Annotated in this window: 18 protein-coding genes; 11 read left to right on the forward strand and 7 right to left on the reverse strand. The window is 74.2% G+C overall.

The features are described 5' to 3' along the window. Positions 1–3: 3 nt before the first annotated feature. The gene (locus IF73_RS0107150) at positions 4–960 is read right to left on the reverse strand and encodes an NAD(P)/FAD-dependent oxidoreductase (RefSeq protein ID WP_031004642.1); all 957 of its coding nucleotides are present in this window, start codon (positions 958–960) and stop codon (positions 4–6) included. Between the two features lie 52 nt (positions 961–1012). On the opposite strand from IF73_RS0107150, the gene IF73_RS0107155 reads away from it, so the two are divergent. Genes IF73_RS0107155 through IF73_RS0107165 form a run of 3 tightly spaced genes read left to right on the forward strand, consistent with a single transcriptional unit; the run spans position 1013 to position 3782 of the window. After that, a complete protein-coding gene (locus tag IF73_RS0107155; protein WP_031004644.1) occupies positions 1013–2650 on the forward strand; it encodes an ABC-F family ATP-binding cassette domain-containing protein in 1638 nt (545 codons plus the stop codon). Beyond that, positions 2650–3381, forward strand: coding sequence for a 2-phosphosulfolactate phosphatase (locus IF73_RS0107160; protein WP_031004646.1), 732 nt, complete (start codon positions 2650–2652; stop codon positions 3379–3381). The genes IF73_RS0107155 and IF73_RS0107160 overlap by 1 nt, the downstream gene beginning before the upstream one ends. Continuing rightward, positions 3378–3782: a hypothetical protein gene (locus IF73_RS0107165; protein ID WP_031004648.1), complete on the forward strand. Its 405-nt coding sequence runs from the start codon at positions 3378–3380 to the stop codon at positions 3780–3782. The genes IF73_RS0107160 and IF73_RS0107165 overlap by 4 nt, the downstream gene beginning before the upstream one ends. 82 nt (positions 3783–3864) lie before the next feature. On the opposite strand, the gene IF73_RS0107170 is transcribed toward IF73_RS0107165, so the two are convergent. Together IF73_RS0107170 and IF73_RS0107175 are read right to left on the reverse strand one after the other, a co-directional pair. Continuing rightward, positions 3865–6228 (reverse strand): Tex family protein, encoded by a 2364-nt coding sequence (locus IF73_RS0107170; RefSeq protein WP_031004650.1) that lies wholly within the window; start codon positions 6226–6228, stop codon positions 3865–3867. Between the two features lie 114 nt (positions 6229–6342). Then, positions 6343–7209 carry an SCO6745 family protein gene (locus tag IF73_RS0107175; RefSeq protein WP_031004652.1) on the reverse strand — a complete coding sequence of 289 codons (867 nt, stop codon included), beginning with the start codon at positions 7207–7209 and terminating at the stop codon, positions 6343–6345. 115 nt (positions 7210–7324) lie between these two features. On the opposite strand from IF73_RS0107175, the gene IF73_RS0107180 reads away from it, so the two are divergent. Next, complete coding sequence (locus IF73_RS0107180) at positions 7325–8299, forward strand: GlxA family transcriptional regulator (RefSeq protein WP_031004654.1); 975 nt, start codon at positions 7325–7327, stop codon at positions 8297–8299. A gap of 11 nt (positions 8300–8310) precedes the next feature. Next, positions 8311–8952 carry a DJ-1/PfpI family protein gene (locus IF73_RS0107185; RefSeq protein ID WP_031004656.1) on the forward strand — a complete coding sequence of 214 codons (642 nt, stop codon included), beginning with the start codon at positions 8311–8313 and terminating at the stop codon, positions 8950–8952. Position 8953: 1 nt separating this feature from the next. On the opposite strand, the gene IF73_RS0107190 is transcribed toward IF73_RS0107185, so the two are convergent. Beyond that, positions 8954–9706, reverse strand: a complete 753-nt coding sequence (locus IF73_RS0107190; RefSeq protein ID WP_031004658.1) for an enoyl-CoA hydratase/isomerase family protein — start codon at positions 9704–9706, stop codon at positions 8954–8956. Between the two features lie 71 nt (positions 9707–9777). Between IF73_RS0107190 and IF73_RS0107195 the strand changes: the two genes are divergently transcribed. Then, positions 9778–10443 carry an HdeD family acid-resistance protein gene (locus IF73_RS0107195; RefSeq protein ID WP_051716592.1) on the forward strand — a complete coding sequence of 222 codons (666 nt, stop codon included), beginning with the start codon at positions 9778–9780 and terminating at the stop codon, positions 10441–10443. Between the two features lie 130 nt (positions 10444–10573). Continuing rightward, the gene (locus IF73_RS37530; RefSeq protein WP_051716593.1) at positions 10574–11092 is read left to right on the forward strand and encodes an ATP-binding protein; all 519 of its coding nucleotides are present in this window, start codon (positions 10574–10576) and stop codon (positions 11090–11092) included. Here IF73_RS37530 and idi read toward each other — a convergent pair. The 3 genes from idi to IF73_RS0107215 all read right to left on the reverse strand — a co-directional run bounded on the left by idi (position 11058) and on the right by IF73_RS0107215 (position 14250). Next, complete coding sequence (gene idi / locus IF73_RS0107205; protein WP_199806621.1) at positions 11058–11696, reverse strand: isopentenyl-diphosphate Delta-isomerase; 639 nt, start codon at positions 11694–11696, stop codon at positions 11058–11060. The genes IF73_RS37530 and idi overlap by 35 nt on opposite strands. 145 nt (positions 11697–11841) lie before the next feature. Beyond that, entirely contained in the window at positions 11842–13107 is a 1266-nt protein-coding gene (locus IF73_RS0107210) for a bifunctional class I SAM-dependent methyltransferase/N-acetyltransferase (RefSeq protein ID WP_031004667.1), read from the reverse strand. Positions 13108–13296: 189 nt separating this feature from the next. Beyond that, positions 13297–14250, reverse strand: a complete 954-nt coding sequence (locus IF73_RS0107215; RefSeq protein ID WP_031004669.1) for a cation diffusion facilitator family transporter — start codon at positions 14248–14250, stop codon at positions 13297–13299. A 419-nt stretch (positions 14251–14669) separates the two neighbouring features. Between IF73_RS0107215 and IF73_RS0107220 the strand changes: the two genes are divergently transcribed. The 4 genes from IF73_RS0107220 to IF73_RS0107235 are packed head-to-tail and all read left to right on the forward strand — an operon-like array spanning position 14670 to position 19024. Next, the gene (locus IF73_RS0107220; RefSeq protein WP_037878447.1) at positions 14670–16484 is read left to right on the forward strand and encodes a DUF5941 domain-containing protein; all 1815 of its coding nucleotides are present in this window, start codon (positions 14670–14672) and stop codon (positions 16482–16484) included. Continuing rightward, positions 16481–17218 carry a sugar phosphate nucleotidyltransferase gene (locus IF73_RS0107225; protein ID WP_031004672.1) on the forward strand — a complete coding sequence of 246 codons (738 nt, stop codon included), beginning with the start codon at positions 16481–16483 and terminating at the stop codon, positions 17216–17218. Before IF73_RS0107220 ends, IF73_RS0107225 begins: the two co-directional genes overlap by 4 nt. Further along, positions 17206–18267 carry an iron-containing alcohol dehydrogenase family protein gene (locus IF73_RS0107230; RefSeq protein WP_031004674.1) on the forward strand — a complete coding sequence of 354 codons (1062 nt, stop codon included), beginning with the start codon at positions 17206–17208 and terminating at the stop codon, positions 18265–18267. Before IF73_RS0107225 ends, IF73_RS0107230 begins: the two co-directional genes overlap by 13 nt. Continuing rightward, on the forward strand, positions 18245–19024 hold the full coding sequence (locus IF73_RS0107235; RefSeq protein WP_078867974.1) for a CDP-alcohol phosphatidyltransferase family protein: 780 nt from the start codon (positions 18245–18247) through the stop codon (positions 19022–19024). The genes IF73_RS0107230 and IF73_RS0107235 overlap by 23 nt, the downstream gene beginning before the upstream one ends. The last annotated feature ends 46 nt before the right edge of the window (positions 19025–19070 follow it).

Genomic DNA, 19070 nt, shown 5'->3' on the forward strand with positions numbered 1-19070 from the left:
CGTTCAGCCCGTCACCAGCTCCGCCGCCCGCCGCGCACACCCCCACGCCACCGTGACCCCGGCGCCCCCGTGCCCGTAGTGGTGCACGACCCGCGCCCCGCCCGGCAGCCGCTCCGCCTCGATGCGCACCCCGCCCGCCCGGGCCGGACGCAGCCCCACCCGGTGCCCCAGCACCCGCGCGCCCGCGATCTCCGGCCGGATCCGCGCGCACCGCGCCACGATCCCCGCCGCCGTCACCGGATCCGGCACCAGCCCCTCCGCCCCCTCCTCGGCCGTCCCGCCGAGGACCAGCCGGCCCGGCTGCGGGAAGAAGTAGGTCGTCTCCGCGGCCCCCGCGTCCGCCGCCGTGAACCACTCCTCGATCCCCGGGTTCTCGACCAGCACCAACTGCCCCCGCACCGGCCGCAGTCCGCCGTCCGGCACCAGCTCCCGCGCGCCGAGACCGGTGCAGTTCACCACCACGGGCGCCACCGCCGCCGGCTCCGCCAGGGCGCCCGCCGCCCGCCGCTCGACCACCCCGCCCGCCGCGACCAGCCGGTCCCGCAGCCACGCCAGGTGGACCGGCATGTCGATCAGCGGCAGCCGGGCCGCCAGCCCCGTGGCGTACGGACCCGGCACCTCCCCCGGCGGCAGCTGCCGCAGCCCCGCCACCCGCGCCGCCCACGCCCCCAGCCCGTCCAGGACGGTGTCGGCGTGCACCCCCGGCACCCACCGCACCCCGGTCTCCTCCGGCGCGCCCGCCAGCTCCCCGTACACCCGCAGCGACTCCAGCGCCCAGGCCCCGGCCTCCTCCGCCGGCTCGATCCGGTACGGCCACCACAGGGCGCCCGCCACCGCCGAGGTCGTCTCCCCGGCCGGGTCCCGGGACCACACCCGGACCCGCAGACCCCGCTCCGCCAGCGTCACCGCCGTCGTCAGCCCGACGACCCCGCCGCCCACCACGATCACGTCGCTGTCCATGCCCGGACCGTACCCGGAAGCCTTCCGGCGCCCACGTAGGATGCGTGGTCTGATGACTGCCACTCTCGTCGCCAAGGACCTCGCCGCCGGCCACGGCGAACGCACCCTCTTCGCCGGGCTCGACCTCGTCGTCGCCCCCGGCGACGTCATCGGCCTCGTCGGCGTCAACGGCGCCGGCAAGTCCAGCCTGCTGCGGCTGCTCGCCGGGCTCGACACCCCGGAGGAGGGCGAGGTCCGGCTCTCCCCGCCGACCGCGACCGTCGGCCACCTCCCGCAGGAGCCCGAGCGGCGCGCCGGGGAGACCGTCCGGGAGTTCCTGGCCCGCCGCACCGGCGTCGCCGCCGCCCAGGCCGCGATGGACGAGGCCACCCAGGGCCTCGTCGACGGCACCCCCGGCGCCGACGACGCGTACGCCACCACCCTGGAGCGCTGGCTCGACCTCGGCGGCGCCGACCTCGACGAGCGCGCGGAGGAGGTCGCCGCCTCCCTCGGCCTCACCGTCGACCTCGACCAGGCCATGACCGGCCTCTCCGGCGGCCAGGCCGCCCGGGCCGGCCTCGCCTCCCTCCTCCTCTCCCGCTACGACGTCTTCCTCCTCGACGAGCCGACCAACGACCTCGACCTGGACGGCCTGGAGCGCCTGGAGACCTTCGTCAAGGGCCTGCGGGCCGGCACCGTCGTCGTCAGCCACGACCGCGAGTTCCTCACCCGCACCGTCACCAAGGTCCTCGAACTCGACCTCGCCCAGCAGCAGATCACCCTCTACGGCGGCGGCTACGACGCCTACCTGGAGGAGCGGGCCACCGCCCGCCGGCACGCCCGCGAGGAGTACGAGGAGTACGCCGACAAGAAGGCCGCCCTGGAGGGCCGCGCCCTCATGCAGCGCAACTGGATGGACAAGGGCGTCCGCAACGCCCGCCGCAAGGCCACCGACAACGACAAGATCGGCCGCAAGCTGCGCGGCGAGGCCAGCGAGAAGCAGGCCGCGAAGGCCCGCCAGACCCAGCGCATGATCGAGCGCCTGGACGTCGTCGACGAGCCCCGCAAGGAGTGGGAGCTGCGGATGGAGATCGCCGCCGCGCCCCGCTCCGGCTCCGTCGTCGCCACCCTGCGCGACGCCGAGGTCCGCCGCGGCGACTTCTCCTTCGGGCCCGCCTCGCTCCAGATCGACTGGGCCGACCGGGTCGCCGTCACCGGCGCGAACGGCGCCGGAAAGTCCACCCTGCTCGCCGCTCTCCTCGGCCGCCTCCCGCTCGACTCCGGCCACGCCGCCCTCGGCTCCGGCGTCGTCGTCGGCGAGGTCGACCAGGCCCGCAGGCTCTTCCACGGCACCGAGACCCTCCTCGACGCGTTCTGCGCCGCCGTCCCGGACACCGAACCGGCCGACGTCCGCACCCTGCTCGCCAAGTTCGGCCTCAAGGCCGACCACGTGCTGCGCCCCGCCACCACCCTCTCGCCCGGCGAGCGGACCCGCGCCGCGCTCGCCCTCCTCCAGGGCAGGGGCGTCAACCTCCTCGTCCTCGACGAGCCGACGAACCACCTCGACCTGGCCGCCATCGAGCAGCTGGAGTCCGCCCTCGACTCCTACGAGGGCACCCTGCTGCTCGTCACCCACGACCGCCGGATGCTCGACGCCGTCCGCGTCGACCGGCGCGTCGAGGTCGCCGACGGCAAGGTCACCGAACTCTGATGACCGTCGCCTTCGGCTGGGGGCCCGTCGAGGCACGGGCCCTCGCCCCCGCGGCGGCGTGCCTGGTCGTCGTCGACGTGCTCTCGTTCACGACGACCGTCGGCGTCGCCGTCGAGGCCGGCACGGCCGTGTACCCGTACCGCTGGCGGGACGCCACCGCCGCCGCGTACGCCCGTGAGCAGGACGCCGTCCTCGCCGTCGGGCGCAGCGAGGCCACCGGCACGCACCCGTGGTCGCTCTCCCCGGCGGCGCTCCGCTCGGCCCCCGCCCCCGCGCGGCTCGTCCTGCCCTCCCCGAACGGCTCCACCATCGCCGCCGAGGCCGGCGCCGCGACCGTGATCGCCGCCTCGCTGCGCAACCGCGGGGCCGTCGCCGAACGGATCCTGCGGGACGGACACGGCTCCGGGGCGCGCCCCCTCGTCGTGGTCGCCGCCGGCGAGCGGTGGCCGGACGGCTCGCTCCGCCCCGCCCTGGAGGACCACCTCGGGGCCGGCGCGGTCCTCGACGCCCTGCGCGCCCTCGCGCCGGGGCTCCCCCTGACCCCGGAGGCGACCGCGGCGGCCACGCTGTGGGCGGCCACGGAGGACCCGGTCGCCGCCTTGCACGGCTGCGCATCGGGCCGTGAACTGTACGAGTACGGCTATCCGCAGGACGTGGAGGTGGCCGCCGAACTCGACGCGTCGACCGCCGTCCCCGTCCTCGTGGACGGCGCATTCCAGGAGGCACCATGACCGACGACAGCGTGACCCGGCTCCTCGCGATGCTGGACGACCTCGACGCCGACGTCGACGCCACGATCGACCTCGCCGACGAGATCGCGGCCGGCGGCGACCGGGCGCTGCTGCCGCGCCTGGAGTCCGAACTGGACCGGGCCGTCGCCGAGCGCAACGGCTACGCCCGCGAACTCCTCGGCGGTGTCATCGCCGCCCTCGGCGGCCCGACCACCCTCCCGACCCTGGTCCGCGCCTCGGCGGCGGACCTCGGCGACGACCAGGACGGCCTGGCCGCGGAGATCGTCGACCTGGTCCAGTCCGACCCGAAAACGGCCGAACGAGTCCTCCGCCCGCTGACCGACGACGACGACCTCACCGTCTCGAACCGAGCCGACTGGGCGCTCCGCTTCCTGCCGTAGCCGCGGTCCCCCGTGAACGGGTGGGCACACCGGGGCGGCGCCTTCGCGGGCGCCTCCGCTCCCTGTGCCCACCCGCCGCGCCTCAGCGCCGCTTGCGCCCCTCGCCGAGCAGCCCCGCCTTCCGCAGCGCGTCCGCCATGGCGCTGTTCGCCGGCGCGGCGGCCTGACCCTGGCCGCGCGACTGCCCCCGGTTCTGCCCCTGCCGCTGCTGCGGCGGCCGGCCCCCACGGTCACGCCGCTGCCCGGACGGGGCACCGGGCGCCGCGTCGGACGCCGCCGCCTCGTCGTCCAGCCGCAGCGTCAGCGAGATCCGCTTCCGCGGGATGTCGACGTCCAGCACCTTCACCTTCACCACGTCCCCCGGCTTCACCACGTCCCGCGGGTCCTTGACGAAGGTCTTCGACATGGCCGAGACGTGCACCAGGCCGTCCTGGTGCACACCGACGTCGACGAACGCCCCGAACGCCGCCACGTTCGTGACGACGCCCTCCAGGACCATCCCGGGCGCCAGGTCGCCGAGCTTCTCGACGCCCTCCTTGAAGGTGGCCGTCTTGAAGGCGGGCCGCGGGTCGCGCCCGGGCTTCTCCAGCTCGCGCAGGATGTCGGTGACGGTCGGCAGACCGAAGGTCTCGTCCACGAAGTCGCCCGCGCGCAGCGACCGCAGCGTCCCCGTGTCGCCGATCAGCGCGGCGACCTCGCCGCCGGTGGTCTTCGCCATCCGCCGCACCACCGGGTACGCCTCCGGGTGCACCGCGGAGGCGTCCAGCGGGTCGTCGCCGCCCCGGATCCGCAGGAAGCCCGCGCACTGCTCGTACGCCTTCGGGCCGAGCCGGGCCACGTCCTTCAGCGCCCTGCGGGAGCGGAAGGGGCCGTTGGCGTCGCGGTGCGCCACGATGTTCTCGGCGAGCCCCGCGCTGATCCCGGAGACCCGGGAGAGCAGCGGCGCCGAGGCGGTGTTGACGTCGACGCCGACACCGTTCACACAGTCCTCGACGACCGCGTCGAGCGAGCGCGAGAGCTTGGTCTCGGCGAGGTCGTGCTGGTACTGGCCGACGCCGATCGACTTCGGGTCGATCTTCACCAGCTCGGCCAGCGGGTCCTGGAGGCGGCGGGCGATCGACACCGCGCCGCGCAACGACACGTCCAGGCCCGGGAGTTCCTGCGAGGCGAAGGCGGAGGCCGAGTAGACCGAGGCGCCGGCCTCCGAGACCATCACCTTCGTCAGGTTCAACTCGGGGTGCTTGGCCAGGAGTTCACCGGCGAGCTTGTCCGTCTCGCGGGAGGCCGTGCCGTTGCCGATGGCGACCAGCTCGACCGCGTGCTCCTTCGCCAGCCGCGCCAGCTTCGCCAGCGACTCGTCCCACCGGTTGGCCGGGACGTGCGGGTAGATCGTGTCGGTGGCGACGACCTTGCCGGTCGCGTCGACCACCGCGACCTTCACGCCGGTACGGAAACCGGGGTCGAGGCCCAGCGTGGCCCGGGTGCCCGCCGGGGCGGCCAGCAGCAGGTCCCGCAGGTTCGCCGCGAAGACCCGGACGGCCTCGTCCTCGGCGGCCGTCCGCAGCCGCAGCCGCAGGTCGATCCCGAGGTGCACCAGGATCCGGGTGCGCCAGGCCCAGCGGACCGTGTCCAGGAGCCACCTGTCGCCGGGGCGGCCCCGGTCGGCGATGCCGAAGCGGCTCGCCACGATCGGCTCGTACGAGGAGGGCCCGTCGGTGGCCTCCTCCGGCTCCAGCTCCAGGCTGAGCACGTCCTCCTTCTCGCCGCGCAGCATCGCGAGGACCCGGTGGGAGGGGAGCGCGGTGAACGGCTCGGCGAAGTCGAAGTAGTCGGCGAACTTCGCTCCGTCCTGCTCCTTGCCCTCGCGGACCCTGGCGACCAGCCGGCCCCGGCCCCACATCCGTTCGCGCAGCTCGCCGATCAGGTCGGCGTCCTCGGAGAACTTCTCGGTGAGGATCGCCCGCGCGCCCTCCAGGGCCGCCGACGCGTCGGCCACGCCCTTGTCCGCGTCCACGAACGCGGCCGCGGCGGCGGCCGGCTCCACCGACGGATCGGCCAGCAGCCCCTCCGCCAGCGGTGCGAGGCCCGCCTCGCGGGCGATCTGCGCCTTGGTCCGCCGCTTCGGCTTGAACGGCAGGTAGATGTCCTCCAGGCGCGCCTTGGTGTCGGCGGCCAGGATCCGGGCCTCCAGGTCCTCGGTGAGCTTGCCCTGCTCGCGCACCGAGTCGAGGACGGCGGTCCGCCGGTCCTCCAGCTCCCGCAGGTACCGCAGCCGCTCCTCCAGGGTGCGGAGCTGCGCGTCGTCGAGCATCTCGGTCGCTTCCTTGCGGTAGCGCGCGATGAACGGCACGGTGGAGCCGCCGTCGAGCAGCTCGACCGCCGCCTTCACCTGTCGCTCGCGTACGCCGAGCTCCTCGGCGATCCTTGCTTCGATGGACGTCGTCACGGTGTCCCGACTCGCCTTCTCGTGCCTGCTGCTTGCGAGTGCATTGTGCCGGGTCGGTCACCCGTACGCGGCAACCGACCCGTCTCCGCGCGCGCCGCGCGGCGCCGCCGGGGCTCAGCCCTTGCCGACGAGGTCGGCGGGGAAGGCGCCCGCGCCCGCGGCGGCGACCAGGAAGCCGCGGCCCAGCTCGGTGAGCCGCTCCACGCCGGCCGCGCCGAGGTGCTCGTACGGGGCGGCGTCCAGGCGGTCGGTGGCGGTTTCGAGCTCCGCGCGGAGCCGGACGCCGTTCTCCGTCAGCTCGCCGTCGGCGTCGAGGATCCCGCGCCCGCGCAGCCGCTCCTGGGCGGCCTCCCAGTCGGCCCGGCTCCAGCCCCGGGAGCCGAGGACCCAGCGCGGCGACATGCCCTTCCCGGTGGCCGTGTGGGAGACCAGCGCCTCGACCGGGTCGAGGCCGGCGGCGAGCAGGGCCGCCAGGTGCCCGTCGCCGCGGTGCTCGCGGAGCAGGGTCGCCGCGTGCCAGTAGGCGAGGTGCGGCTCCTCGGGGACCGGCAGGTCCGCGTTGGCCGCGTACAGCGGGCGGGCGTGCCGGGTGCACGCCTCGGCGGCCTTCAGGGCGAGCCCGGCGGCCTCGGCCATCTCCGGGGAGGCGACGGCCTCCTCGCCGAGGAGCCGGCGCAGGGTGGCGTCGGCGGCCCGCAGCCGGGCGTCGAGGACGGCGGCGGGGGAGGCGGTCTCCCAGACGGCCGGCAGGTGCCGGGCGAGCAGCTCGTGGTTGTAGTTGTAGAAGGTCGCGGCGACCGGGCCGGCGCCCACGGGGCCGAGCGGGGCGCTGCGCGCGGCGAGCCGCATCGCGCTGGTGTCGGTGTGGCCGAGCGCGCCGAACTCCCGGTCCAGGTCGGGGGAGAAGTACAGCGTCGAGTGGATCGGGTTGAGGACGCCCAGGCAGTGGCGGCCGGCCTTCGGGGGCAGCGTGGTGGTCATGCGCAGAACCTAACCGACTGCTTGGTACGGAGGGAACCGCCTCCGGACGCGGATGGCAGGAAAGGTGGGGTCGTCGTCCTTGCGGCCGTCCGCGCCGGGCCCGAAGGATGGAGCCATGACCCCGCGCCCCGTCCTCGTCGTCCTCTTCGACGGCGTACAGAGCCTCGACGTCACCGGACCCGTCGAGGTGTTCCACGCCGCCGGCTGGGCCTCGGGCGCCGCGGAGGACCCGTACCCGATCCGTACCGCCTCCCTGGACGGCGGACCGGTCCGCACCGGCAGCGGACTGCGGATCCTCCCCGACACCGGACTCGCCGAGGCCGTCGCCGACTGGCCGCCGCACACCCTCGTCGTGCCCGGCGGCGACGGCACCCGGGGCTCCGACCCGGCCCTCGTCGACTGGCTGCGCGTCCACGGCCCGCGCGCCGAGCGGCTGGTCTCGGTCTGCACCGGGGCGCTGCGGCTCGCCGAGGCGGGGCTCCTCGACGGGCACCGGGCCACCACCCACTGGATGGCCTGCGAGCACCTCGCCCGCCGCCATCCGGAGGTCGACGTCGACCCCGAGCCCATCTTCGTCCGGGACGGCCGGATCTCGACCTCCGCCGGGGTCACCGCCGGCATCGACCTGGCGCTCGCCCTGGTGGAGGAGGACCTGGGCCGGGAGGCGGCGCTCGCCATCGCCCGGATGCTGGTGGTCTTCCTCCGCCGACCGGGCAACCAGGCCCAGTTCAGCGCCCAGCTCGCCGCCCAGACCGCGCGCCGCGAACCGCTGCGCGACGTCCAGGCGTGGATCGCCGAGCACCCCGACGAGGACCTGTCCGTCGACCGGCTCGCCGCCCGCGCCCGGCTCTCGCCCCGTCACTTCGCCCGCACCTTCCACGCCGAGACCGGGGTCACCCCGGGCCGTTACGTCGACCGGATCCGCCTCGAACACGCCCGCAGGCTCCTGGAGGAGACCACCGGCGGGGTCGAGGAGGTCTCCCGGGCCGCCGGCTACGGCACCCCCGAGGCGATGCGCCGCGCCTTCGTGAAGGCGCTCGGCACCGCCCCGGCCGACTACCGCCGCCGCTTCCACGCACCCGTCAGCTGAAAGGGACCGCCATGCAGATCGCCGTGCTCCTCTTCGAGGGCTTCACCACGCTCGACGCCGTCGGCCCGTACGAGATCCTCTCCCGGCTCCCCGGCGCGGAGACCGTCTTCGTCGCCAAGGCGCCCGGCCCGGTCCGCAACGACCAGGGCAACCTCGCGCTCGTCGCCGACAAGTCCCTCGCCGACGTGCCGCACCCGGACATCGTCCTCGTCCCCGGCGGCCCCGAGACCCGTCAGGCCATGCACGACCCGGAGATCCGGGAGTGGCTCCGCACGGCCGACGCCACCAGCACCTGGACCACCTCGGTCTGCACCGGCGCGCTGCTGCTCGCCGCCGCCGGACTCCTCGACGGCCGCCGCGCGACCACCCACTGGCTGGCCTACGAGGAGCTGCGCGCCCTCGGCGTCGAGCCGACCGGCGAGCGGGTCGTCTTCGACGGCAAGTACGTGACGGCCGCCGGCGTCTCCTCCGGCATCGACATGGGCCTGCATCTGCTCGGCCGGATCGCCGGCGACGACGCCGCCATGACCGTCCAGCTGCTCACCGAGTACGACCCGCAGCCGCCGTACGACGCGGGCTCCCCGCTCAAGGCCCCCGCCCACCTGGTCGAGCGCTGGCGCGAGGTCCGTACCGAGGACCTGCCCCAGGGCTGACTCAGAGCCCGTACGTGAAGCGGGGCGCGCGGCGCTCCAGGAAGGCGGCGACACCCTCCGCGGTGTCGCCGCTGCCCCGCGCCTGGGCGGTCCAGTGCGCGTCCCGGTCGAGGCGCCCGTCGGCGAACTCCTTGGCCGCCGCCTGGGTCAGCAGCGAGCGGGCGGTGAGGACCCGGCAGAACTCCTCCACCCGCTTCGCCAGCCCCTCCGCCGGGTGCACCTCGTCCACGAAGCCGGTCCGCAGCGCCCGCCCGGTGTCGATCAACTCGCCGGAGAAGAGCAGGTACTTGGCGGTGGCCGGGCCGACCAGGGCGGTGAGCCGCCGGGTCGACGAGGAGGGGTAGACGATGCCCAGCTTCGCCGGGGTGATCCCGAACCGGGCGCCCTCCGCCGCGAACCGCAGGTCGCAGGCGCCGGCCAGCTGGCTGCCGCCGCCGACGCAGTAGCCGCGGACGGCGGCGAGGGTCGGCTTGGGGAAGGCGGCGAGCGCCTCCTCGGCGCGGACGGCCAGCGCCTGCTGCTCGTCGCCCGGCTCGCGCAGCGTCGAGATGTCGGCGCCGGCGCAGAAGGTGTCGCCCGCGCCGGTCAGCACCAGCACCCGGACCGCGGGATCGGCGGCGAGGCGGTCGAGGACGGCGGGCAGCGACCGCCACATCCCGGCCGTCATGGCGTTGCGCTTGGCCGGGTTGCTGATGACGAGGGTCGCGACCCCGTCCGTGACGCTGTCGACGAGCCGGGGCTCCACGGTCTCCATGGCCGGATGCTATCCAGCGGTGCCGATCGTACGATCAGGAAGGGGTCGTCAGGCAGCCGTGAGGAGGCACGATGGCCAGGAAGTCCCGGGACGAGGCCCTCGATCCCGTCCAGGAGATGGCCCGCGAGGGGAAGAAGCTGGGCCGGAGCTTCGGCTGGCTGGCCGCGCTCGGCGTGATCCTGGTGGTCTGCGGGATCGTCGGCCTGGTCTACACCGGGCTCGCCACCCTCACCTCCATGTGGCTCTTCGGCTGGCTGCTGCTGATCGGCGGCCTGGTGGGCCTGCTCCAGGCGTACTCGTCGCGGGGCACCAGCTACTTCTGGCTGGCGGCGGTGGTCGCGGCGGTGAACCTCGCGGCCGGTTGCGTGGTGCTGCGCCACCCGGAGGGCACGGCCGAGGCGCTGACCATGTTCGCCGCCCTGCTCTTCCTCACCGGCGGGGTCTTCCGGCTGGTCGGCAGCGTGGTGGTGCGCGGCCCGCAGTTCGGGTGGACGCTGCTCCAGGGCGCCTTCGGGGTGCTCCTGGGAGTTCTGGTGCTCTTCGACTGGCCGGACAGCAGCCGGTACGTCATCGGCGTGTTCTTCTCGCTGGCGCTGCTCTTCGACGGCCTCGGGCTGGTCGCGATCGGCGTCGGCGGCCGGCGGATCGTCGGCATGGTCACCCCGCAGCCGGAACCGGCCACGGACCAGCCCCCGGTGGTGCCCCCGGAAAACGCGCAGGATCAGTCGAACAACTGACGTCGGCATACGCCCTCGATCAGAAGGTGGCCGATAGATGTCGACTTCTGGTCAGTAGGTCGGGAGACCCCTCCGGATTGCCAAGACTCGAAGCGTGGCGAGAATCGAGCACGAGGGTGGGAACCGGACCATGGAGACCCGCGGAGGTGTCCCCGCCCGGCCACCGTCCTACGAAGGAGTCTGGCGCTTCACCGCTCCCGCGGTCGACGTCTCCGTCCCCCAGGCCCGGCACGCGGTACGCGACCTGCTGGCCCGCCAGGGAGTTCCGGTCCACGAGGACATCCGGCACGGGCTGTTGCTGATCGTCTCCGAGCTGGTGACCAACGCCGTGCGGCACGCGGCGCTGCTCTCCCCGGAGATAGCGGTCGAGGTGGCCATCGGGCCGGAGTGGGTGCGGGTGTCCGTCGAGGACAACCACCCCTACCGGCCCAAGGCGCTGGAGGCGGACTACGGCCAGACCGGCGGCCGGGGGCTGCTCCTGGTGAAGGAGATCGCCCTGGAGTCCGGCGGCGCCTGCGACGTCGAGCACACCGCGGGCGGCGGAAAGATCATCTGGGCGGCGCTGCCCCTGGCCCCGATGGCACCGGGGCCGGGGACGGCGACGGACGGCCGGGTCACCAGCCCCCGGCAGGACCCGTCAGCTCCCTGATCGCGGGCCGGGCCGCGTCGAGCACCGTCATGAACCAGGCGGAGAACGGCGCGGCCGCGTGCCGCTCGGCCAGCTCCGACGCGGTGACGAAGGCGTACTCGCCGATCTCCTCCGGGTCCGGCCGCGGCGTGGCCTGCACCAGGCCGACGAAGAGGTGGTTGAACTCCTGCTCCACCAGGCCCGAGGCCGGGTCCGGGTGGTTGTAGCGGACGGTGCCGGCCTCGCCCATCAGGGTGGGGGAGACGCCGAGCTCCTCGAAGGTGCGCCGGGCGGCGGCCGCGAACGGCGCCTCGCCCGGGTAGGGGTGCCCGCAGCAGGTGTTCGACCAGACGCCGGGGGAGTGGTACTTGCCGAGCGCCCGGCGCTGGAGCAGCAGCCGGCCCTCCTCGTCGAAGAGGAAGACCGAGAACGCGCGGTGCAGCTGGCCGGGGGCCTGGTGGGCGGCGAGCTTCTCCGCCGTGCCGATGGTGTTCCCGGCCTCGTCGACCAGTTCCAGCATGATCGGCTCCGGGGTGGCGGACGGCTCCGTGCCGTTCGACGAGAGCTTCGACGCAAGCCCCGGCGCGATCTCGGCCGTGGTGCCCTGTGTGGTCGGCATACCCATCCTTCGCTTCGGTCCTCGGCCCGTGAGGGCCACCCCAGTCTGCCGTACAAAACCGGCTTGTCCGCACTTCGGCGGCCGGAGCCCGCCGCTCCCACCGCACCGGAGTACACCGGGGCGGGGGAGCGGCGGGTCCGTCAGGGGCAGGTCAGACCCCGAAAGCCGCCGGATAGGCGATCGTGCCCGACGGGAGCGGAACCGAACCGTCCAGGACCAGCGCCATCATCGCTTCGTCCGGAACCTCGAAACCTGGCTTGATTCCGTATGCGGACGCCCGTACGAAACCGAACCGGGGGTAGTACTCCGGATGGCCCAGCACGAGCACCAGCGGCTCGCCCGCGAGCCGCGCCGCGTCGAGCGCCGCCCGGACGACGGCCTGCCCGGCCCCCGTGCGCTGGTGCTCCGGCGCCACCGAGACCGGTGCCAGCGCGGCGGCCGGCGCCCCGTCCACCCGGCAGCGGGTGACCAGCGCGTGCGCGGCGACCGAGCCGTCCGGGGCCTCGGCGACCACCGAGAGCCCGGGCAGCCAGGCGTCCGGGTCGGCGCGCAGGGCGTCGACCAGTTCCGCCTCCGCCGGTGACCCGAAGGCCGCCGCCACGACCTCCCGCACCGCCGCGTGGTCGGACTCCCGCTCGGTGCGGGTCGGCCAGCGGGGATCGGCCGGGCGGAGGACCAGGCCCGCGTAGCCGTAGTCGCCGCCGTGGTCGCGCCGGAGCGCGATCTCGGCCCGGGCGCCCGCCACGGCCTCGGCCATGCCCGGCACCGAGGTGTCGGCGGCGTCGGCGTGCGCGGCCAGCGGGACGTAGTACTCGTCCCAGTCGCCGTCGGGCTGGGTGAAGGTGCCGAGCACGTGGTACCCGGCCGCCACCGCGACGGCGGCGAGCTCGGCGACCGTACGCAGCGGATAGTGCTCGTCCCAGAAGGCGCGGGCCTCCGGGGCGGGTGCGTCCGTGGTCCACACGCACTCGGTGAGGACCAGCGTCCCTCCCGGCGCGAGCAGCCGGCGCCACTCGGCGAGCGCCCGGTCGAAGCCGAGCACGAAGACCGAGCTCTCGGCCCAGACCAGGTCGAAGGAGCCGTCGGGGCAGGGCAGCGCGCCCATGTCGCCCCGTACCGGACGGACGGACTCGGTGAGACCGCGCTCGGCCGCCGCCGCGCGCAGCTCGTCGAGGAACGGCTCGTGGGTGTCGACGGCCGTCACCTCGGCGCCCGCCTCGGCGGCCAGGAGCAGCGTGGAGCGGCCCGGGCCGCAGCCCAGGTCGAGCACGCGCGGACGCTCGGGCAGCGGTCCCGCGAGCGAGAGGAGACGGCGGGTGGTGGCGTCGGAGCCGGGACCCTGCCGCGGAAGGCCGTGGTGCAGGGCGAAGAAGGCGTCGTGGGACGCCGAAGTGTGCTGGATGTCGTTGTCGGACAACGTGGAAACCCTTGGTGTGAAAGGGTCCCGGCCGACGACGTGACGGACCGGTGGAAGTACCGGGATCAGGTCAGCCGGAGACCCGGGAGCTGAGGCTGGGCCGGGTGCGGCCGCGGACGGCGGCCTCCATCGCGACGGTCATCAACCTCAGCTCCTCTCACGCACGTGTTCGTCCCACGAGCCTAACAGTCACAGGCAGAGCCCGGCCTCGTGCGCGGCGTGCCCGGCCGGCTCCAGCTGGAAGGTGCAGTGCTCCACGTCGAAGTGGTCGCCCAGGCAGCCCTGGAGCTCGTGGAGCATCTTCTCGTGGCCCACCGAGTCCAGCGCCGCCGCGTCCACCACCACGTGCGCGGAGAGGACCGGCATCCCGGAGGTGATCGTCCAGGCGTGCAGGTCGTGCACGTCCTCCACGCCCGGCAGGGCCAGGATGTGCGCCCGTACCTCCGCCATGTCCACGCCCTTGGGCGCCGCCTCCAGGAGCACGTCCAGGGTCTCCCGCAGCAGCTTCACCGTGCGCGGCACGATCATCAGGCCGATGACCAGGGAGGCGATCGGGTCGGCGTACTGCCAGCCGGTCAGCAGGATGATCGCGGCGGCGACGATCACCGTCACCGAACCGAGCGCGTCGGCCAGCACCTCCAGATAGGCGCCGCGGACGTTCAGGCTCTCCTTCTGGCCCCGCATGAGCAGCGACAGCGAGACCACGTTGGCCACCAGGCCGACCACGGCGAAGGCGATGGCGAGTCCGCCCTTGGTCTCGGCCGGCTCCATGAACCGCTGGACCGCCTCGAAGAGCACGTACCCGCCGACGCCGAGGAGCAGCAGACAGTTGGCGAGCGCCGCCAGGATCTCCGCCCGGGCGAAGCCGAAGGTGCGGTTCCCGGACGGCGGCCGGTTGGCGAAGTGGATCGCGAGCAGCGCCATCGCCAGACCGATCGCGTCGGTGGCCATGTGCGCCGCGTCGGCGATCAGCGCCAGCGAGTCGGCGACCAGACCGCCGACGATCTCGACCACCATCACGGAGAGCGTGATCCCGAGCGCGATCCGCAACCGGCTGCGGTACGCGGCCCCCGCGGTACCGGTCGGCGGCGGCCCCCCGTGGCTGTGTCCGTGGCTGTGCCCGTGGTCGTGTCCAGCCCCCATGACATGGCCTCCCAAGTCCTGTTCCGTCGGTGCCCCGAGTCGTCAGTGAACTACGGGTGGGGGGTATGTGCAACACGGTACTGAACACCGTTGTCATTGCTCTGACCTGCGGCGATGTCCATTCGGCCGATATGGGTGCGATCACCTGCCGGAATGCCGCCGGAGGCCTCCCCGGCGGCGGTTTGGAGGGCGGGCCGCCGATCGCCGATGATGATCACGCGGAGCGCGGCGCACCCCGGCGGCGAGGGGCGGACCGGGGGGAGTCCGGCGTGCGAAGCCTCGGTGAACTCACGCTCCGTTCATCCGATAGCCTCAGCCGACGTGCCGCCGCCCGGTGCCCGGGGCCAGGGGCGCGCCGTCGTGCCCGGGGCCGTCAGGACCCCCGCCGGCCCACTGCCCGTTCCAAGGAGTGAGTTCGTCTGTCGACCGCCATCCTCACCGGCCCGCCGGCACCCGGATCCTCGCTCGACGCTGATCTGCGGTCGCTCGGCTTCGACGTCCGCCGGGCCGCCGGCGCCGACGAGGCCCGTACCCTCCTGGCCGCCGTCCCCGCGGGCGAGCGCGTCGCCCTCGTCGACGCCCGCTTCGTCGGGCACCGGCACGCCCTGCGCCTCGCGCTGACCGACCCCCGCTTCCCGGCCGCCGCCGTGCCCGGCGCGCTCACCGCGCAGCCGGAGGCCCGCCCGGCGCTCGCCCGCGCGCTGACCGCGGCCCCCGCGCTCACCGCCCCGGCCGCCGCCGCGCCCGAGCGGGACCTCACCGAGGCGGTCGCCGACGCCCTCGACGCCGACGGCGTCGCCGTGCACCGGCCCGCCCTCGGCACCCTCGTCGCCACCGTCCCCGCCGACGCCGGGGCCCGCCAGGAGGCCCGCGCCGCCGTCGACGCCGTCGACGACGAGGCCGTCCGGCTCCGCTCCGCCGTGAAGGCCCACGACGGCTTCTTCACCACCTTCTTCATCAGCCCCTACTCGCGGTACATCGCCCGCTGGTGCGCCCGCCGCGGCCTCACCCCCAACCAGGTCACCACCGCCTCGCTGCTCACCGCCCTGATCGCGGCCGGCTGCGCGGCCACCGGGGAGCGCGGCGGCTACCTCGCCGCCGGCGTGCTGCTGCTGGTCTCCTTCGTCCTGGACTGCACCGACGGGCAGCTCGCCCGGTACGCGCTCAAGTACTCGACGATGGGCGCCTGGCTCGACGCCACCTTCGACCGGGCCAAGGAGTACGCCTTCTACGCCGGCCTCGCCCTCGGCGCGGCGCGGAACGGCGACGACGTGTGGACGCTCGCGCTCGCCGCGATGGTCCTCATGACCTGCCGGCACGTCGTGGACTTCGCCTTCAACGAGTCCAACGTCGACGACGCGGCGACCCCGGGCTCCACCGCGAAGACCAGCCTGGCCCTCTCCAGCCGGCTCGACGGCGTCGGCTGGACCGTCTGGGCCCGGCGCATGATCATCCTGCCGATCGGCGAGCGCTGGGCGATGATCGCCGTCCTCACCGCCGCCACCAGCCCCCGGATCGTCTTCTGGGCGCTCATCGTCGGCTGCGCCTTCGCCGCCTGCTACACCACGGCCGGCCGGCTGCTGCGCTCGGTGAAGCGCCGGGCCCCGCGCTCCGACCGCGCCGCCCGGGCCCTCGCCGACCTCGCGGACTCCGGCCCGCTCGCGCTCCTGGCCGGCCGGATCACCCGCCGCCTCCCGGCGCCCGCCCCGGTCGCCGCGCTCCTCGGCGCCGCCCTGATGCTCACCGTCGCGGTCACCGCCCCGGTCGGCGGCTGGGCCACCGTCGCCGCCGCCGGCGGCTACGCGCTCCTCGCCGGCCGCGCCGTCGCCCGCCCGCTCAAGGGCGCCCTCGACTGGCTCGTCCCGCCGCTCTTCCGGGCCGCCGAGTACGGCACGGTCCTGGTCCTCGCCGCCCGGTCGGACGTGCCGCAGGCCGTCCCCGCCGCATTCGGCCTGGTCGCGGCGGTCGCCTACCATCACTACGACACGGTGTACCGCATTCGCGGCGGCACCGGCGCGCCGCCCGCCTGGCTGGTGCGGATCACCGGCGGACACGAGGGGCGCACGCTCCTGGTGACCGTCCTCGCCGCGCTCCTCGTGGACCGCGGCGACGACTTCACCCTGGCGCTGACCGCCCTGGCGGGCGCGCTCGCCCTCGTGGTGCTCGTGGAGTCCATCCGCTTCTGGGTCTCCTCCGGAGCACCCGCCGTTCACGACGAAGGAGAAACAGCATGATCGGCCTCGTTCTGGCAGCCGGTGCCGGACGGCGACTGCGCCCCTACACCGACACCCTCCCGAAGGCCCTCGTGCCGGTGGACGGTGACACCACCATCCTCGACCTCACGCTGAAGAACTTCGCCGAGATCGGCCTCACCGAGGTCGCCATCGTCGTCGGCTACCGCAAGGAGGCCGTCTACGCGCGCAAGGAGGCCCTGGAGGCGAAGTACGGCCTGCAGATCACCCTCGTCGACAACGACAAGGCCGAGGAGTGGAACAACGCCTACTCCCTGTGGTGCGCCCGTGAGGTCCTCAAGCGCGGTGTGATCCTCGCCAACGGCGACACCGTCCACCCGGTCTCCGTCGAGAAGACCCTGCTCGCCGCCCGCGGCAAGGGCCAGAAGATCATCCTCGCCCTCGACACGGTGAAGAAGCTCGCCGACGAGGAGATGAAGGTCGTCACCGCCGAGGGCAAGGGCGTCCAGAAGATCACCAAGCTGATGGACCCGGCCGACGCGACCGGCGAGTACATCGGCGTCACCCTCATCGAGGCCGAGGCCGCCGAGGAGCTCGCCGACGCCCTGGAGGCCACCTTCGAGCGCGACCCCGACCTGTACTACGAGGACGGCTACCAGGAGCTCGTCAACCGCGGCTTCACCGTCGACGTCGAGCCCATCGGCGAGGTCTCCTGGGTCGAGATCGACAACCACGACGACCTCGCCAAGGGCCGGGAGATCGCGTGCCGGTACTGACCCGACTGATCCCGTCGCCGGTCGTCGTCGACATCCGCAGGGGAGCGCTGGACGACCTGTCCGCGCTCCTCGCGGACCAGCGGATCTCCAGCAACGGCAAGATCGCCGTCGCCATCAGCGGCGGCTCCGGGCTGAAGCTCCGCGACCAGTTCGCGCCCGAGCTGCCCGGCGCCGACTGGTACACGGTCTCCGGCGGCACCATCGACGAGGCGGTGAAGCTCGCCGACGCCATGCGCGGCAAGCGGTACGACGCCGTGGTCGCCCTCGGCGGCGGCAAGATCATCGACGTGACGAAGTACGCGGCGGCCCGGGTCGGACTGCCGCTCGTGGCCATAGCCACCAACCTGTCGCACGACGGCATCTGCTCGCCGATCTCCACCCTGGACAACGACAACGGACGCGGCTCCTACGGCGTCCCGACCCCGATCGCGCTGGTCATCGACCTCGACGTGATCCGGGACGCCCCGATCCGCTTCATCCGCTCCGGCATCGGCGACGCGATCTCCAATATCTCCGCCCTCGCGGACTGGGAGCTCTCCCACCGCGAGACCGGCGAGAAGATCGACGGCCTGGCCGCCGCCATGGCCCGCAGCGCGGGCGAGGCGGTGCTCCGGCACCCCGGCGGCGTCGGCGACGACGACTTCCTCGTCACCCTCTCCGAGGGCCTGGTGATGTCCGGCATCGCCATGTCGATCAGCGGCGACAGCCGCCCCTCCTCGGGCGCCTGCCACGAGATCAGCCACGCCTTCGACCTGCTCTTCCCGGCCCGCGCGGCCAGCCACGGCGAGCAGTGCGGCCTCGGCGCCGCCTTCGCGATGCACCTGCGCGGTGCCCGCGAGGAGGCCGGCGTGATCGTGGACACCCTGCGCCGGCACGGCCTGCCCGTGCTGCCGGAGGAGATGGGCTTCACCGTCGACGAGTTCGTGCGCGCGGTGGAGTTCGCCCCGCAGACCCGGCCGGGCCGGTTCACCATCCTGGAACACCTCGACCTGTCCGCCGACGAGATCAGGGACGCGTACGCCGACTATGCCAAAGCCATCGGTAGCTGAGCTCCGCCCGGTCGTCCACCCGCCGGGTGTGAAGGACCGGCGGAGCGGCGAGCACTGGGGCGGCCGCCTCTACATGCGGGAGATCTCCCTGCGGATCACCCGCCAGCTGGCGAACACCCGGGTCACCCCGAACCAGCTGACGTACCTGATGACCCTGGCCGGCGTCCTCGCCGCCCCGGCGCTCCTGGTGCCGGGCGTGGCGGGCGCCGTGCTCGGTGTCGTCGCGGTGCAGCTGTACCTGCTGCTCGACTGCGTCGACGGCGAGCTGGCCCGCTGGAAGAAGCAGTACTCGCTGGCCGGCGTCTACCTGGACCGGGTCGGCGCCTACCTGTGCGACGCGGCCGTGCTCGTCGGCTTCGGCCTGCGCGCCGCCGACCTCTGGGGCGAGGGCGGGGCCGACTGGCTGTGGGCCTTCCTCGGCACCCTGGCCGCGCTCGGCGCCATCCTGATCAAGGCCGAGACCGACCTGGTGGGCGTCGCCCGCCACCAGAACGGCATGCCCCCGGTCAAGGAGGCGGCCTCCGAGCCCCGCTCCTCCGGCATGGCGCTGGCCCGCCGGGCCGCCGCCGCGCTCAAGTTCCACCGGCTGATCCTCGGGATCGAGGCGTCCCTGCTGATCCTGGTCCTGGCGGTCGTCGACCAGATGCGCGGAGACCTCTTCTTCTCCCGGCTCGGCGTCGCCGTCCTCGCCGGCATCGCCCTGCTCCAGACGCTGCTGCACCTCGTCTCGGTGCTCGCGTCCAGCAGACTGAAGTAGCGGGCCCGGGGCCCGCCGCCCGCCGGGAAGATCGCCCGGCGTCCCG

Source organism: Streptomyces sp. NRRL F-5727, assembly GCF_000719555.1.
Taxonomy (GTDB): domain Bacteria; phylum Actinomycetota; class Actinomycetes; order Streptomycetales; family Streptomycetaceae; genus Streptomyces.

Bases quoted from the DNA above. Each gene is read 5' to 3' on its own strand.
- IF73_RS0107180 (WP_031004654.1), top strand. From the start codon at position 7,325: ATGACCCCGCGCCCCGTCCTCGTCGTCCTCTTCGACGGCGTACAGAGC.
- IF73_RS0107225 (WP_031004672.1), top strand. From the start codon at position 16,481: ATGATCGGCCTCGTTCTGGCAGCCGGTGCCGGACGGCGACTGCGCCCC.
- IF73_RS0107150 (WP_031004642.1), bottom strand. From the start codon at position 960: ATGGACAGCGACGTGATCGTGGTGGGCGGCGGGGTCGTCGGGCTGACG.
- IF73_RS0107165 (WP_031004648.1), top strand. From the start codon at position 3,378: ATGACCGACGACAGCGTGACCCGGCTCCTCGCGATGCTGGACGACCTC.
- IF73_RS0107195 (WP_051716592.1), top strand. From the start codon at position 9,778: ATGGCCAGGAAGTCCCGGGACGAGGCCCTCGATCCCGTCCAGGAGATG.
- IF73_RS0107235 (WP_078867974.1), top strand. From the start codon at position 18,245: ATGCCAAAGCCATCGGTAGCTGAGCTCCGCCCGGTCGTCCACCCGCCG.
- IF73_RS0107175 (WP_031004652.1), bottom strand. From the start codon at position 7,209: ATGACCACCACGCTGCCCCCGAAGGCCGGCCGCCACTGCCTGGGCGTC.
- IF73_RS0107185 (WP_031004656.1), top strand. From the start codon at position 8,311: ATGCAGATCGCCGTGCTCCTCTTCGAGGGCTTCACCACGCTCGACGCC.
- IF73_RS0107215 (WP_031004669.1), bottom strand. From the start codon at position 14,250: ATGGGGGCTGGACACGACCACGGGCACAGCCACGGACACAGCCACGGG.
- idi (WP_199806621.1), bottom strand. From the start codon at position 11,696: ATGGGTATGCCGACCACACAGGGCACCACGGCCGAGATCGCGCCGGGG.
- IF73_RS0107160 (WP_031004646.1), top strand. From the start codon at position 2,650: ATGACCGTCGCCTTCGGCTGGGGGCCCGTCGAGGCACGGGCCCTCGCC.
- IF73_RS0107190 (WP_031004658.1), bottom strand. From the start codon at position 9,706: ATGGAGACCGTGGAGCCCCGGCTCGTCGACAGCGTCACGGACGGGGTC.
- IF73_RS37530 (WP_051716593.1), top strand. From the start codon at position 10,574: ATGGAGACCCGCGGAGGTGTCCCCGCCCGGCCACCGTCCTACGAAGGA.
- IF73_RS0107155 (WP_031004644.1), top strand. From the start codon at position 1,013: ATGACTGCCACTCTCGTCGCCAAGGACCTCGCCGCCGGCCACGGCGAA.